The organism is Kitasatospora sp. NPDC058444 (assembly GCF_042721415.1).
Taxonomy (GTDB): domain Bacteria; phylum Actinomycetota; class Actinomycetes; order Streptomycetales; family Streptomycetaceae; genus Kitasatospora.
Genome location: NZ_JBHXLL010000025.1, coordinates 1 through 14866, shown reverse-complemented (window position 1 = coordinate 14866; position 14866 = coordinate 1). Strand labels below are relative to the sequence as shown.

At 73.6% G+C, this 14866-nt stretch carries 13 protein-coding genes and 1 pseudogene; 11 read left to right on the top strand and 3 right to left on the bottom strand.

What is annotated here, in order from left to right; all coding sequences use genetic code 11:
• The first annotated feature begins 664 nt into the window (after nt 1-664).
• Nucleotides 665-2446: a glyoxylate carboligase gene (gcl, locus tag ACFWP2_RS24455; RefSeq protein ID WP_380454896.1), complete on the top strand. Its 1782-nt coding sequence runs from the start codon at nt 665-667 to the stop codon at nt 2444-2446.
• A gap of 246 nt (nt 2447-2692) precedes the next feature.
• Nucleotides 2693-3181 (top strand): glutathione peroxidase, encoded by a 489-nt coding sequence (locus ACFWP2_RS24450; RefSeq protein ID WP_380454894.1) that lies wholly within the window; start codon nt 2693-2695, stop codon nt 3179-3181.
• A gap of 46 nt (nt 3182-3227) precedes the next feature.
• Here ACFWP2_RS24450 and ACFWP2_RS24445 read toward each other — a convergent pair whose 3' ends face one another.
• Nucleotides 3228-4148, bottom strand: coding sequence for a LysR family transcriptional regulator (locus ACFWP2_RS24445; protein ID WP_380454892.1), 921 nt, complete (start codon nt 4146-4148; stop codon nt 3228-3230).
• Nucleotides 4149-4244: 96 nt separating this feature from the next.
• On the opposite strand from ACFWP2_RS24445, the gene ACFWP2_RS24440 reads away from it, so the two are divergent.
• From ACFWP2_RS24440 to ACFWP2_RS24415, 6 genes are all read left to right on the top strand, one after another.
• Nucleotides 4245-4949, top strand: coding sequence for a succinate dehydrogenase cytochrome b subunit (locus ACFWP2_RS24440; RefSeq protein WP_380454890.1), 705 nt, complete (start codon nt 4245-4247; stop codon nt 4947-4949).
• Between the two features lie 32 nt (nt 4950-4981).
• The gene (locus tag ACFWP2_RS24435) at nt 4982-6940 is read left to right on the top strand and encodes a fumarate reductase/succinate dehydrogenase flavoprotein subunit (protein ID WP_380455114.1); all 1959 of its coding nucleotides are present in this window, start codon (nt 4982-4984) and stop codon (nt 6938-6940) included.
• Entirely contained in the window at nt 6937-7674 is a 738-nt protein-coding gene (locus tag ACFWP2_RS24430; protein ID WP_360344626.1) for a succinate dehydrogenase/fumarate reductase iron-sulfur subunit, read from the top strand. Before ACFWP2_RS24435 ends, ACFWP2_RS24430 begins: the two co-directional genes overlap by 4 nt.
• Nucleotides 7675-8014: 340 nt before the next feature.
• Nucleotides 8015-8320, top strand: a complete 306-nt coding sequence (locus tag ACFWP2_RS24425; RefSeq protein WP_380454887.1) for a hypothetical protein — start codon at nt 8015-8017, stop codon at nt 8318-8320.
• Nucleotides 8321-8449: 129 nt separating this feature from the next.
• Nucleotides 8450-9139 (top strand): DUF6232 family protein, encoded by a 690-nt coding sequence (locus ACFWP2_RS24420; RefSeq protein ID WP_380454885.1) that lies wholly within the window; start codon nt 8450-8452, stop codon nt 9137-9139.
• Nucleotides 9136-9504 (top strand): hypothetical protein, encoded by a 369-nt coding sequence (locus ACFWP2_RS24415; protein ID WP_380454883.1) that lies wholly within the window; start codon nt 9136-9138, stop codon nt 9502-9504. The genes ACFWP2_RS24420 and ACFWP2_RS24415 overlap by 4 nt, the downstream gene beginning before the upstream one ends.
• 73 nt (nt 9505-9577) lie before the next feature.
• Here the strand turns inward: ACFWP2_RS24415 and ACFWP2_RS24410 are convergent, their stop codons facing one another.
• Nucleotides 9578-10504, bottom strand: a complete 927-nt coding sequence (locus ACFWP2_RS24410; protein ID WP_380454881.1) for an alpha/beta fold hydrolase — start codon at nt 10502-10504, stop codon at nt 9578-9580.
• A 108-nt stretch (nt 10505-10612) separates the two neighbouring features.
• Complete coding sequence (locus ACFWP2_RS24405) at nt 10613-11566, bottom strand: DUF2797 domain-containing protein (protein WP_380454879.1); 954 nt, start codon at nt 11564-11566, stop codon at nt 10613-10615.
• 229 nt (nt 11567-11795) lie between these two features.
• Here ACFWP2_RS24405 and ACFWP2_RS24400 point away from each other — a divergent pair, with 229 nt between their 5' ends.
• From ACFWP2_RS24400 to ACFWP2_RS24390, 3 genes and pseudogenes are all read left to right on the top strand, one after another.
• Nucleotides 11796-12116 carry a hypothetical protein gene (locus ACFWP2_RS24400; RefSeq protein ID WP_380454877.1) on the top strand — a complete coding sequence of 107 codons (321 nt, stop codon included), beginning with the start codon at nt 11796-11798 and terminating at the stop codon, nt 12114-12116.
• 283 nt (nt 12117-12399) lie between these two features.
• Entirely contained in the window at nt 12400-14553 is a 2154-nt protein-coding gene (locus tag ACFWP2_RS24395) for a restriction endonuclease (protein WP_380454875.1), read from the top strand.
• Between the two features lie 183 nt (nt 14554-14736).
• A pseudogene (locus ACFWP2_RS24390) lies at nt 14737-14866 on the top strand (ABC transporter ATP-binding protein); the annotation flags it as partial.

Genomic DNA, 14866 nt, shown 5'->3' with positions numbered 1-14866 from the left:
GTTCACCCGGTCACCGCCAGGGACCGGGCAGGGGTGCAGCAGCACATGGGGACGTTCCTTCCGCGCGCCCGCCGCAGCGGGCGCGCCGTTGCAGGGGCGGGGAGCACGAGGAAGGGGGAAAGGACCGCGTTGGGGCGGCGACAGCGGTACGGCCGCGGGTCCGGGCGGACCAGAGCGCGGCGGCGGGTGTCGGGTCGGTGCGGCCGGGGGGCGCGTCCCTCGCTCGGGTGCGGCGGACCGGGCACGCTGGTCCTGGACGGGGCCACCGGCGGAGTTCCCTCCGCTCCTCGGCGCTCCCAAACCCCCCTGCCGCGGCCTCAGTTGGACGTCACGGGCCCGGCGTGCCACCGACGGTACCCAGCGCCGCGGGGCCGGCCCACACCCGGCACCGTCCCTTCACCGCCACTGCACACCGGCTGCGCTTCCCGGCGCGGAGCGTCCGCTTCCCCGGGTACAGCAGCGCGACTGCCGTCCGGGTGTGCGAATCCCCGCCGTACGACCGGCCCGCCCGCTCTCCCGTACTTCCACATTCTGTTGAAGTCCTCTTGACGCCCCGACGACCCTCGCCCTACCGTGTTTTCGCATACAGAAACCATTCTTCCGTATGGTGGAATTCGAGAGATGAGCCCTCCGAGCCACTGCGGGCCGACGCAGGAGAGATCCGATGCCCCGTATGACAGCCGCCCGCGCGGCCGTGGAGATCCTCGAACTCGAAGGCGTCGAGGTCGCGTTCGGCGTGCCCGGCGCGGCCATCAACCCGTTCTACGCCGCGCTCGAGGCCGCCGGCGGGATCCGGCACACGCTGGCCCGGCACGTCGAGGGCGCCTCCCACATGGCCGAGGGCTACACCCGCGCCAAGGCCGGCAACATCGGAGTCTGCGTCGGCACCTCGGGCCCGGCCGGCACCGACATGATCACCGGCCTGTACTCGGCGATCGCCGACTCCGTCCCGATCCTCTGCATCACCGGCCAGGCGCCCGTCGCCCGACTGCACAAGGAGGACTTCCAGGCCGTCGACATCGCCGCCATCGCACGGCCCGTCACCAAGGCCGCCACCACCGTGCTGGAGGCCGCGCAGGTCCCCGGCGTGTTCCAGCAGGCCTTCCACCTGATGCGCTCCGGCCGCCCCGGCCCCGTCCTGATCGACCTGCCGATCGACGTCCAGCTGACCGAGATCGACTTCGACCCGGAGGCCTACCAGCCGCTGCCGGTCTACAAGCCGGCCGCCAACCGCACCCAGATCGAGAAGGCCGTCGCGCTGCTCCAGCGGTCCGAGCGCCCCCTGATCGTCGCCGGCGGCGGCGTCGTCAACGCCGACGCCGCCGATCTGCTGCTGGAGTTCGCCGAACTCACCGGCGTCCCGGTGGTCCCGACGCTGATGGGCTGGGGCGTCGTCCCGGACGACCACGAGCTGAACGCCGGCATGGTCGGCCTCCAGACCTCGCACCGCTACGGCAACGAGAACTTCCTCGCCTCCGACTTCGTCCTCGGCATCGGCAACCGCTGGGCCAACCGCCACACCGGCGGCCTGGACGTCTACACCGCGGGCCGCACCTTCGTCCACGTCGACATCGAGCCCACCCAGCTCGGCCGGATCTTCGCCCCGGACCTCGGCATCGCCTCCGACGCCGGGGCCGCGCTGGAGCTGTTCGTCGAGGTGGCGCGCGAGCTGCGGGCCGCCGGCACCCTCAAGGACCGCAGCTCCTGGGCCGCCTCCACCCAGGAGCGCAAGGCCCGGCTGCAGCGCCGCACCCACTTCGACGACGTGCCGCTCAAGCCGCAGCGCGTGTACGAGGAGATGAACCGGGCCTTCGGGCCGGAGACCCGCTACGTCACGACCATCGGCCTGTCCCAGATCGCCGGCGCGCAGCTGCTGCACGTCTACCGGCCGCGGCACTGGATCAACTGCGGCCAGGCCGGCCCGCTCGGCTGGACCATCCCGGCCGCACTGGGCGTCGCCACCGCCGACCCCGAGGGGCAGGTCGTCGCGCTCTCCGGCGACTACGACTTCCAGTTCATGATCGAGGAGTTGGCGGTCGGCGCCCAGCACCGCATCCCGTACGTCCACGTGCTGGTGAACAACTCCTACCTGGGACTGATCCGCCAGGCGCAGCGAGCCTTCGACATCGACTTCCAGGTGAACCTGGAGTTCGAGAACGTCAACGCGCCGGAGCTGGGCGTCTACGGCGTCGACCACGTCAAGGTCGTCGAGGGGCTGGGCTGCAAGGCGATCCGGGTCACCGAGCCGGCCGGCCTGCTGCCCGCCTTCGAGGAGGCCAAGAAGCTGGCCGCCGAGTTCCGCGTCCCGGTCGTGGTCGAGGCGATCCTGGAGCGGGTCACCAACATCTCGATGGCCGCCGCCGACATCGACAAGGTCAACGAGTTCCAGGAGCAGGCCACCCTCCCGGAGCACGCCCCGACGGCGATCAGGCCGCTGGCGCTCTGAGCGGCGCCCTCGACGCGCTCCGAACGCGCGCGGGTCGGTCGCGCGGGGGCCGGTCGCGCGCGGGTCGGTCGCGCGGGGGCCGGTCGCGCGCGGGTCGGTCGCGCGGGGCGGACGACCCGCTCCGCGCGCCCCCTCGCGCCCCCGCACCCGGAACACCGGCACGCCGACGGCGGTTGATCAGGCCACGGCCGCTACCGTGGCCCCGGAAGAGGCCCGGCCCGACGACATTCCGAGAGGACCACCCCCGTGAGCCTGTACGACATCCCGCTGCGCACCCTCGACGGCACGCCCACCTCGCTCGCCGACCACAAGGGCAAGGCGCTGCTGATCGTCAACGTCGCCTCCAAGTGCGGCCTGACCCCGCAGTACGAGGGCCTGGAGCGGCTCCAGCAGCGGTACGCCGGGCGCGGCTTCACCGTGCTGGGCTTCCCCTGCAACCAGTTCGCCGGGCAGGAGCCGGGCAGCGCCGAGGAGATCCGCACCTTCTGCTCCACCACCTACGGCGTCACCTTCCCGCTGTTCGAGAAGATCGACGTCAACGGCGAGGACCGCCACCCCCTCTACGCCAAGCTCACCGAGACCGCCGACGCCGAGGGCCAGGCCGGCGACATCGCCTGGAACTTCGAGAAGTTCCTGCTCTCCCCCGACGGCACCGTCGTGGCCCGCCTGCGCCCGCCCGTCGACCCGGAGTCCCCGGAGCTGATCACCGCCCTCGAAACCATCCTCCCGGCCTGACGCCCTCCCGCCGCAGGCCCGGACCGCCCAGCGGTCCGGGCCTGCGTCACAGCAACAGCCGGGTGCCCGGGGGGAGTTCGCCAGCGCGGGCGGCGTCGCGCAGGTGGGCGAGGAGGGTGTCGCGGAGGGCCTCGGCCGCGCGGGTGAGGGGGACTTCGTGGCCGTGCGCGACGGCGATGGTGCGGCCGAGGCCGGGCCCGGCGAAGGCGGTGACCGCGAGGCCGGAGCGGGCGGCCACCATGCCGGGGACGACGGCGGGCCCCAGGCCGGCCCGGACGAAGCCCAGCACCGCGTCCATCTCGCCGCCCTCCACCGCGAACTCGGGCTCGAACCCGGCCGCCCGGCAGGCCGACAGGGTCGCCTCGCGGACGTCGTAGCCCTCCCGGAACATCACCAGCGGCCGGCCCTTCAGCTCCGTCACCCGGACCTTGCGCCGGGCCCGCCGCTCGGCGGCGACCAGCACCAGTTCCTCGTGCAGCAGCTCGGTGACCGCCAGCGCGGGCTCCGGCTCCCCGCTCGGCCGGGTGATGATCAGCGCGAGGTCCAGTTCCCCCGCCGCCAGCCAGCCGACCAGGTCGCGCGAGCCGCCCTCGCGGACCACCAGCGTCACCCCCGGGTAGCGGTCCCGGAAGACCCGCAGCACGTCCGGCACCAGGCTGGTGCACAGGCTCGGCGGCGCTCCCAGCCGGACCCGGCCGCGGCGCAGCTGGACCGTCTCCTGCACGGCCAGCCGGGCGCTCTCGGTGTCCGCGAGGATGCGCCGGGCCAGCGGCAGCAGGGCGTCCCCGGCGTCGGTCAGCGCGATGTTGCCCCGGGTGCGGTGGAACAGTTCGGCGCCCAACTCCCGCTCCAGCGACCGGATCTGCTGCGAGAGTGACGGCTGGGCGACGTGTGCCGCCTCGGCGGCCCGGGTGAAGTGCCGGGTCTCGGCGACGGCCAGGAAGTAGCGGAGTTGCTGGAGCTGCACAGGGCCAGGATAGGCCGCTTCGATAGTCACTGCCTATCGTGACAAGCCGCATCATGTCTTGGACGTACCCAAGGCTCCGTCCCTACCGTTGCAGCCATGACAACCGCGACTCGGACGGCCCGGCATCCGTCCACCCTGGCGACCCTGTGGCGGTCGACCGTCGGCAAGAAGGCGGTCATGGCCGTCACCGGACTGGCCATGCTGCTGTACCTGGTCGCGCACATGCTGGGGAACCTCAAGGTGTTCTTCGGCCCGGACGACATCAACGGCTACGCGGCCTGGCTGCGCACCATCGGACAGCCCTTCCTGGGCCACGAGTGGTTCCTGTGGATCGCCCGGGCCGGCCTGCTGGCCGCCGTGGTGCTGCACGGCGTCTCCGCGTACCAGCTGAGCCGCCGCGACCTCGCGGCCCGCCCGAGCGGGTACGTCCACCGGCGGCGCCGGGCGAGCTACGCGACGAGGACCATGCGCTGGGGCGGGGTGATCCTGGCGCTGTTCATCGTCTGGCACGTCCTGGACCTCACCACGCTGACCGTGAACCCGGCCGCCGAGCACGGCCACCCGTACCAGAACATCGTGGCCTCCTTCGGCCGCTGGTACGTCGACGTGTTCTACGTCGTCGCGATGCTGGCCGTCGGCCTGCACATCCGGCACGGGTTCTGGAGCGCCGCGCAGACCCTCGGGGCCAACAACGCCCGCCGCGACCGGGCGCTCAAGCTGATCGCGAACGGCCTGGCCCTGGTGCTGACGGCCGGGTTCCTGTCCGTCCCCGTGGCCGTGATGACCGGAGTGGTGAAGTGAGCAGCAGTGGTGAAGTGAGCGGCAGCGGTGACGTGAGCGGCACGGACGCGAGCTACCTGGAGTACACCCTCGGCGAGCCGGTCGCCGACGCCAAGGCCCCCGCCGGGCCGATCGAACAGCGGTGGGACCAGCGGCGGTTCGACGCCAAGCTGGTCAACCCGGCCAACCGGCGCAAGCACACCGTGATCGTGGTCGGCACCGGCCTGGCCGGCGGCGCGGCCGGCGCCACCCTGGCCGAACAGGGCTACCACGTCGTCCAGTTCTGCTTCCAGGACTCCCCCAGGCGGGCCCACTCGATCGCCGCCCAGGGCGGCATCAACGCGGCCAAGAACTACCGCAACGACGGCGACTCGATCCGCCGGCTGTTCTACGACACCGTCAAGGGCGGCGACTTCCGCGCCCGCGAGTCCAACGTGCACCGGCTGGCCCAGGTGTCGGTGGAGATCATCGACCAGTGCGTGGCCCAGGGCGTGCCCTTCGCCCGTGAGTACGGCGGCCTGCTGGACACCCGGTCCTTCGGTGGCGTCCAGGTCTCCCGGACCTTCTACGCCCGCGGCCAGACCGGCCAGCAGCTGCTGCTCGGCGCCTACCAGGCGCTCTCCCGGCAGATCGCCGCCGGGAACGTGGAGCTGCACCCGCGCACCGAGATGCTCGACCTGCTGGTGGTCGACGGCCGGGCCCGCGGCATCGTCGCCCGCGACCTCGTCACCGGCGAGATCCGCAGCCACACCGCGGACGCCGTGGTGCTCGCCAGCGGCGGCTACGGCAACGTGTTCTACCTCTCCACCAACGCCAAGAACTCCAACGCCACCGCGATCTGGCGGGCGCACCGGCGCGGCGCGTACTTCGCCAACCCGTGCTTCACCCAGATCCACCCGACCTGCATCCCGCGCTCCGGCGACCACCAGTCCAAGCTCACCCTGATGAGCGAGTCGCTGCGCAACGACGGCCGGATCTGGGTGCCCAAGGCGAAGGGCGACGACCGGCCGCCCGGGCAGATCCCGGAGGAGGAACGGGACTACTACCTGGAGCGGATCTACCCGTCCTTCGGCAACCTGGTGCCGCGCGACATCGCCTCCCGGGCCGCCAAGAACGTCTGTGACGAGGGCCGCGGCGTCGGCCCCGGCGGCCAGGGCGTCTACCTGGACTTCGCCGACGCGATCCGCCGGATGGGCCGGGACGCCGTCGAGGCCAAGTACGGCAACCTCTTCGAGATGTACGAGCGGATCACCGCCGAGGACCCGTACCGGGTGCCGATGCGGATCTACCCGGCGATCCACTACACGATGGGCGGGCTCTGGGTCGACTACGACCTGCAGACCACCGTCCCGGGCCTGTTCGCCATCGGGGAGGCCAACTTCTCCGACCACGGCGCCAACCGGCTCGGCGCCAGCGCCCTGATGCAGGGCCTGGCCGACGGCTACTTCGTGCTGCCACCGACCGTCAACGACTACCTGGCCCGCCACCCGCTGCCGGCCGTGCCCGCCGACCACCCGGTGCTCGCCGAGGTGGAGGCCGAGGTCGAGGACCGGCTCAACCTGATCCTCGCGGTGAACGGCGACCGCACCCCGGACTCCTTCCACCGCGAACTCGGCGGACTCCTGTGGGACGAGTGCGGAATGGCCCGCGACGAGGCCGGACTCCGGCGGGCACTGGAGCGGATCCCGCTGCTGCGCGAGGAGTTCTGGCGCCGGATCAAGGTGCCCGGCACCGGGCAGGAGCTCAACCAGTCGCTGGAGAAGGCCAACCGGCTCGTCGACTACTTCGAACTGGCCGAGCTGATGTGCCTGGACGCGCTGCACCGCGCCGAGTCCTGCGGCGGCCACTTCCGCACCGAGAGCCAGACCCCCGACGGCGAGGCCGCCCGCCGCGACGAGGACTTCTCCTACGCCGCCGCCTGGGAGTTCACCGGAACCGGCGCGGCCCCCGTCCTCCACCGCGAGGAACTCGACTTCGAGTACGTCCACCCCACCCAGCGGAGCTACGCATGAACCTCACCCTGCGCATCTGGCGCCAGGCGGGCCCGGACGCACCCGGCTCGATGACCACCTACCAGGTCGGCGGGATCAGCCCGGACATGTCCTTCCTGGAGATGCTGGACACCCTCAACGAGGAGCTGATCACCCGCGGCGACCAGCCGGTCGCCTTCGACCACGACTGCCGCGAGGGCATCTGCGGCGCCTGCGGCATGGTCATCAACGGCCAGGCGCACGGCCCCGAGCGCACCACCACCTGCCAGCTGCACATGCGGCACTTCCGGGACGGCGACACCATCGACGTCGAGCCCTGGCGGGCGGCGGCGTTCCCGGTGGTCAAGGACCTGGTGGTGGACCGCTCGGCCTTCGACCGGATCATCGGTTCCGGCGGCTACATCACCGCCCCCACCGGCAGCGCCCCCGAGGCGCACGCCACGCCCGTCCCCAAGGAGGTCGCCGACACCGCCTTCGAGCACGCCGAGTGCATCGGCTGCGGCGCCTGCGTGGCGGCCTGCCCGAACGGCTCGGCGATGCTCTTCACCTCCGCCAAGGTGGTGCACCTCAACGTGCTGCCGCAGGGCGCGCCGGAGCGGGCCGCCCGGGTGCGGAACATGGTCTCGGCCATGGACGCCGAGGGCTTCGGCGGCTGCACCAACACCGGTGAGTGCGCCACCGCCTGCCCCAAGGGCATCCCGCTGCCCAGCATCGCGGCGATGAACCGGGAGTTCCTGCGGGCCGCCCGCGGCTGACGGCTCCCCCTCCGCGGTCGGCCCCTCGCTCTGGTGCTCAGGCGGGGGGCCGACACCCGTGGCGGCACGGGGCGCGCGGCGGCGATCCGCGCTACCCGTACGGGTGGTGGATCCCCGCGGGCGGTGCTTCCTGACGGAGAATCGCGCTACGGTGGTGCTCCGCAACGGAAGGACGGCATATGCCCGAGGTTCAGTCCTGTGCCGGATGCGGAGGGTCCGGGGGGACCCAGAAGACCGAGGCAACGGTCGAACTGGACGAGGAAGGAAGCATGGTGCCCAGCGTCCACACCTTCTGGTCGCCCTGCGGTCGGTGCCACGGATCCGGGACGGTGATCGTCGGATGAGGTTCGTCTTCGAGTGCGTCGAGTGCGGTGGGCACTACCTGCCGCCCGAGGAGATGGTGTACCCGGACGGGCCGGCCTCGCCGGTCTGGTGCACCGCCTGCCAGAGCGCCAAGCACACGGCCGGTGTCCGGGAGGACCCGCTGCTCGCCCGGGTCGCCCTGGCCGCCGCCCGGGCCGCGCTGGCCGGGCGGGCCGGGGAGGCGGCCGAGCAGCCGGCCCGCGCCGACGTCCGCCCGTCCCGCCCGCCGCTGTCCCGCCGGGCCCGCTCCGGCCCGGGCGTGGTCCGGGGCAAGCTGAGCTGACGGACCGCGGTCGGCGGGGCCAGGGCATACGAACCGACGATATGTCAGTTACCGGGTACGGCAATGAACTTGTGCAGACCCGGACCGTGCTGGCACATTGTCCTCCCCTGCACGACAGTATTGGGGGACATGGCCATGCAGCCGACCGATCCTACCGATTCGACCCGGGCCGGCCAGACCGGCTCCTTCCCGTTCGTTCCGCCGCCTCCGCCCGGCGGGCCGCCGACACCGGCCCCGTTCGGGCCGCCCCCGCCCACCGCCCCGCCGCCGGCCTTCGCGAGCGGTCCCAGCGGCACCCCGACCACCACCCGCGTCGCGGTCACCAACCGCATTCTCTGGATCGGGCAGGCCGCGTACCCGCTGGCCAACGTGGCCCGGGTCGGCACCTCCCTGATCGTGCCCGGCCGGCGCCGCGCGCTCCTGCGGCTGCTCGCCTTCGCCCTGGTCGTCTTCCTGCCCGTGTTCGTGATCGCGCAGGCCGCCGACAGCTCGTCCTCGGAGTCCGGGTCCGGCACGCTGGTCCTCGTCGCGGTGATCCTCGTGGCGGTCTACTTCCTGATCTTCACCTGGCCGGTGCTGCGCCGGCCCGACCTGTACGTGCTGGCCGTGGACACGGCCGGCCCGCCGACCGCGGTGCTGGCCTGGCTCACCGCGGAGCCGGCGTTCGAACTGCAGGCCACCATCACCCGCGCGATCGAGAACCCGCAGGCCGAGTTCCAGCAGGTCGTCCAGACCATCAGCGTGGACCTGCGGCAGTACCAGTTCGGCGACAGCGTCAACATCTACGGCGGCCAGGGAAACACGGGAGTCAGCAAGTGAACGACAACGAGCGTCCGGACGTCCAGTACGGCGACCGGGTCACCATGCACGGCGGCAGCAACAACATCGGCATCCAGCACAACAACGGCCCGGCCGCCGACCAGGCCCTGCCGCCGGAGGTCGCCGCGCTGTTCGCCCGGCTCGCCGCTGTGGTCACCGACCTGGCCCGGGACAGCCGGCTCCAGGCGGCGGACCGGCAGAGCCTCGCGGAGGCCCTGCCGGTGCTGACCAGCCCCGCCGCGGAGGAGCCGAGGAGCCGGCGCAACACCCTGCTCCTGCTGGCCGGTGTGGCCCAGAGCCTCGGCGAGGCCGCGGCGCCCGCGCTGGGGCTGGCGAACCAGCTCCTCGCCCTGCTCAGCGGCTGAGCGGTCGGCCGGGGCCGGGCGTACCGAGGCCGGGCGTACCGAGGCCGGCCGGGGTCCGGAGCCGGGCGGCGGGCTACGCCGCCCGGCTCGTCTCGGCGAGGAAGCGTTCCACCTGGTCGGCGACGGTGTCCGGGGCGTCCTCGGGGCTGTAGTGGCCGACGCCGGGGAGCCGGAGGATCCGGCCGCGGGGGAAGGCCTCGGCGAACAGGGGCAGGAAGTGGTGGGCGGCGAGCGTGCGGTCGGCTGCGCCCCAGAGGGCGAGGGCGGGCAGGGCGGCGAGCGCCGCGCGGGCCTCCGGGCTCGGGGCCTCGAAGGTGTGCGCCCCGGTCGCGAAGCCCTCGGCCCAGCCGATCGCGCCCGCGGCCTCCGCGCGGGAGGGGAAGGCCGCGCCGTAGGCGGCCAGCCAGGTGTCGGTGATCAGGGCGTTGTTCTCGAAGCCGTTGAGCTTCAGGGTGCTGAGGATGGTGTAGCCGAGTTCGCCGAGGACGGTGTCCAGACTGCCGTCGGCGTGCGCCCGGGCGATCCAGCCGAACCACGGGGACTCGGCCGCGTTGGCGGCGAGCGCCGCGCCGAGACCGGGCTGTCCGAACGGCGTGGGCCCGTTGAGGCTCACCACCCGGGTGATCAGCTCCGGGCGGCGGGCGGCCAGGCCCATGCCGACCGGACCGCCGAAGTCGTGCAGGACCAGGGTGAGTTCACGCAGGTCGAGGTCGAGGACCAGTGCCTCCAGGTTGTCGACGTGGTCCTGCAGCCGGTAGGTCCGGTCCGCCGGGGTGGCGCTCTTGCCGAAGCCCATGTGGTCGGGGACGACCACCCGGTGGGTCGGGGCCAGGCGGCGGATCAGGTCGCGGAAGAGGTAGCCCCAGGTGGGTTCACCGTGTAGGCAGAGCACCACCGGCCCGGCGCCCTCGTCCACGTAGTGCATGGGGAAGCCGGCGGCCGTGCTGAAGTGCGGTCGGTACGGGAAGGTGCCGTCGAAGGTCTCGTGGGCGGCGATCATGGCGTGGCTCGCTCCAAAGTGGTAGCAAATTAAAACCGCAAGGCCGAGGTTAGGGCCTTGCGGTTTTCTTACGCAACCACGCTGGTCAGGGCGGTTCCCCGGGAGGCCTCAGAACAGCGCCTCCTGGGTGTCCGGCTCCGGCGGACGCAGTCGCTCGCGCAGGGTCAGGCCCTCGGAGCCGCGGCCGGTGACCGGGCCGAGCGCCCAGCCGGTGAGCAGCCGGGTGTCCAGCAGCAGGGGGCCGGAGCCGTCCGCCTGGTCCAGGAAGAGGTGCCGGCCCACCGGCGGCCGCAGCCGGCCCGCGAGGACCGCGCCGTCGGCCAGTCCGGCGATCTCCCGGTACGCCTGCGGGGCTCCGTCGGCCAGACCGTAGCGCTCGACGTGGTCGACCACCGGGCGGTCGGCGAGCAGCTCCACGGCATGGCCGTCCAGCAACCGGTGCGCCTGGGCGCGGGCCTCGGCGAGCACCGTACGGCGGTGCGGGGCGTCGCCGTGCGACCACCACTGCTCGGTCTTGAGGCGGGACTTGTACCGCTCGCGGGCCAGGCCCGAGGCGGCGACGGTGAGTTCGGCGCGCCGGACGGCCGGCAGGGCGCCGCGGGCGGTGAACGCGTAGGCCAGCGCGCCCTGTTCGAGCAGTCGGCTGTCGCCGCGCTGCTCGGCCGTCAGGCCGACCTTGAGCAGGCCCTCGCCGAACCAGGCGAGGTAGAGCAGATAGGTGCGGCCGTCGTCGAGGATCTGGTCCCGGGCGAGGGCGAGGCCGCGGTCCACGCTCTGGCACGCCGGGCACTGCGTCGCGCCTCCCGCCGGATCGATCACCGCGTGGTGCGGGCAGGGCGTGCGCTCCGTCGCCCCGACCAGCCAGGCTCCGACGCAGCGGCGCGGACCGCCCAGCAGCCAGCCGACCTCCGCCCCCGGCTCCACGGCGCGCTCGTGCACCTGGGCGCCGCGCGCGGCCCCGAGCACGGCGCGGCCGTCCCGCCAGCTCAGGCCGGTGGAGATCCAGCCGGCCGGGCGCGCCTGCGACTGCGGGTGAGGCGGGTGCTGCGGGGGGATCGTCACGGTTCTCCTTGCCGTCGGTAGCAGACGACCCTACCCGGCACCACCGACAGAGCGGGCCGCCCGGCGGCGGCCGCGAACGGCGTTCGCGCAGGCCAGGGCCCGGAGACCGGACGTCCGGTCGAGCCGCCCTCGACGGACCATCGAGTCGACGTGACCGCGTCAAGCCGCACGGCTAGCGTCCTCACCAGCACCTCCCCCACGAACGATCCGCTCCGGGAAGGGAACAACCATGCGCATCCTCCAGCGTGCCGCCGCCGTCACCGGCTCTCTCGCCTTCGCCGCCTCGGGCCTGGTCCTGGCCGCCGCGCCGGCCTCGGCCACCACGACCGCGCTGAGCTGCAACGCGCCGTCCTACTTCACCGGCAGCGGCGGCCACGCCGGCGCCTCGATCCGCTGCGTCGGCTCGGCCTTCACCGGCCGGATCGTCTGCTACAAGCCGGGCTACGGCAACTACACCCACTACGGCACCCGCGCCGAGTCCGGCGGCACCTCGACCACCTGGTGCGACCTCGGCGCGACCATCCAGAAGGCCGACGCCGTCTCCTCCTGACCCTGCGACAGCACGGGCCGGGTGACCGTGGGCCTGTCCGGCGACACACCGCCGGACAGGCCCACGTCGGCTTTCCGCCACCCCGGCCGCCGCACCCTCCGGAGCCGCCACCCCGCCCGAAAGTCCCGCAGGTCACCGGCGCTTGGCCCGGCGGGGTGTTCACGTTCTATTGTGGCGGGCGCGGTCGGCGGCGCGGCCGGGAGGCGGCGCCGCGGCGGCCGCCCGATGGTCGGCGCGAAGCGAATGGGGTGGACGGACGGTGTCGGGGCGGCGGAGCAGCGGGGTGCTGGCGATCTGGGCGGAGGCGCAGCGACAGCAGCAGCGCCGGGAGGAGGCCCGGTGGCGCGCCGAAGAGGCGGAGCTACGCCGCCGGGAGCGGGAGCAGCGCGAGGCGCAGAAGGCGGCGGCCCGCGACGAGCGCGAGGCGCAGCGCGCCCACCAGCAGTCGCGGGAGGCGGAGGTGGCCCGGCGGACGGCCGAACTGGACGCCCGGGTCGCGGAGTTGAGGGGGCTGCTGGCCGCCGGGCTGGCCGCACCGGCCTTCGGTCCGCAGGCCCTGCTGGCGCCCCGGGCGGTGCCGTCGTTCGATCCCGGTCCGCTGGGCGAGCCGGTGCCGATGCCGGACCAGTCCTCGGACCGGTACTTCGTGCCGCCGCCGGACCAGGTCCAGGCCCGCAACCCGGGTGTGCGGCGGCAGTACGAGCAGTACCTGGCGCAGGCCCGGGCCCGGTTCGAGCAGGACTGGTACGCCGCCCAGGCCCGGGAGGCCGACCGGCAGCAGCGGCTGGCCGCCTACCACCGGGAGTACCTGACCTGGGTCGAGCAGTCCCGCCGGCAGCAGGAGGAACTGGCCGCGGGGACCGAGGAGTTGCTGCGCCGGCTGCGGGCGGGTGAGCCGGAGGCGGTGCAGGAGTACTTCACGGCGGGCCTGTACGCCTCGGCGGCCTGGCCGGAGGGCTTCCCGCACCGGCTGGTGGCGGCGTTCGACGCCGGGAGCCGCCAGCTGGTGGTGGACTGGGAGCTGCCGGGGCCGGACGTGGTGCCGGCCGCCGCCCGGGTGCGGTACGTGAAGTCGGACGACCGCGAGGCCGAGGTGGCCCGCCCGGCGACGGAGCGCAAGGCGCTGTACCGGGAGGTGCTGGCGCAGTCCGCGCTGCGGGTGGCGGCGGAGCTGTTCCGGGCGGACCGGGACGGGCTGCTGGACTCGGTGGTGCTGAACGGCTTCGTCCTCGGCATCGACCCGGCGACCGGCCGGGAGGCCGAGCGCTTCGTCTCCACCCTGACCGCGACGCGGGCCGGTTTCGCGGGCCTGGCGCTGGACCGGGTGGCGCCGGTGGAGTGCTTCCAGGGCCTGGGCGGCCGGCTGTCGGCGCGCCCGGAGCGGCTGGACGAGGTGCGCCCGGACCGGCGGCCGCAGAGCGTCGGCGGGAGCCTGGCCGGGCACGGCGGCGAGGACGAGCCGGACCTGTTCGAGATGGACCCGCTGGACTTCGAGGACCTGATCGCCGAGCTGTTCCGGCTGCGCGGCTTCGAGGTGATGACCACGGCCCGCAGCGGCGACGTCGGGGTGGACGTGGTGGCCGTGGACCTGGACCCGGTGACCGGCGGCAAGATCGTGGTCCAGGCGAAGCGCTACCGGAAGACCGTCCCGCCGACGGCGGTGCGCGACCTGGAGTCCACCGTCCGCCACCACGGCGCGAACAAGGGCATCCTGGTCACCACCGCGGGCTTCGGCCGCGGCTCGTACAGCTACATCGAGGGCAAGCCGCTGACCCTGGTGACCGGGCCGGAGCTGGTCGCGCTGCTCGCCGAGCAGGGCCTGCGCGGGCGCCTCGGCGACGGCACCGCGAGGGGCACTGGCGCCGGCGGCGCGACCGGCGCCACCGACGCCGCCGCCGCGAACGGCGGCCCCCGTGCGACCGGCGAGACCGCCCTCACGGTGAGCTGGCAGAGCCGGACGGCCGGCGGGGACGCGGTGGAGCTGGACGTCACCGCCTTCCTGTGCGCCGGCGGCCGGGTGCTGAGCGACGAGCACTTCGTGTTCTTCAACAGCCCGCAGGACCCGGACGGCGCCGTCCGGCTGCATCCGACCCACTCGGTGCCGGGTGAGCCGACCCGGGCGGCCCGGTTGGCGCTGGACCTGCACCGGCTGCCGGCCGCCGTCGAGGAGGTGGTGGTCGCCGTGTCCACCGAGGAGGAGGATCACCCGGCGCTGCCGCTCGGCTACGTGCACGGGCTGGCTCTCGCCGCCGGGTACGGGCCGGGCGCGGGCGGTCCGGACACCTGGGCGGGCCCGACCGGCGGGGTGCCGGACAGCGCGATGGTGCTCGGGGCGTTCCGCCGGGCCGCCGGCGGCTGGGAGTTCAGCCCGTCCGGGCGGGCGGTGACGAACGGCCTGGCCGGGCTGGCGGCGGCCTTCGGGGTGGCGGTCGAGTAGGCCGGGGCCGTCGGACGGGCCCTTGGTCCTCAGGGACCGGGTCATACCTGAGGAGGAGATCGCCCCCGCCACCCCGCCGGGTGGGCGGGGGCCGACCGTCCGCGCGGCATACACATCGCGCTCGAACAGCTTGGGATGATGTTACGGAGTTAAACATTCCGTTAGCCCATTCCAGGAGTCCACGTGACCTTCCCCGCAACCGCCGTCCACACCGGGCGGGCGGCCGCCCGCGCCACCGGCCTGAACAAGGTCTACGGGGAGGGGGAGACCCGCGTCGTCGCCCTCGACAACGTCAGCGTCGTCTTCCCCCAGG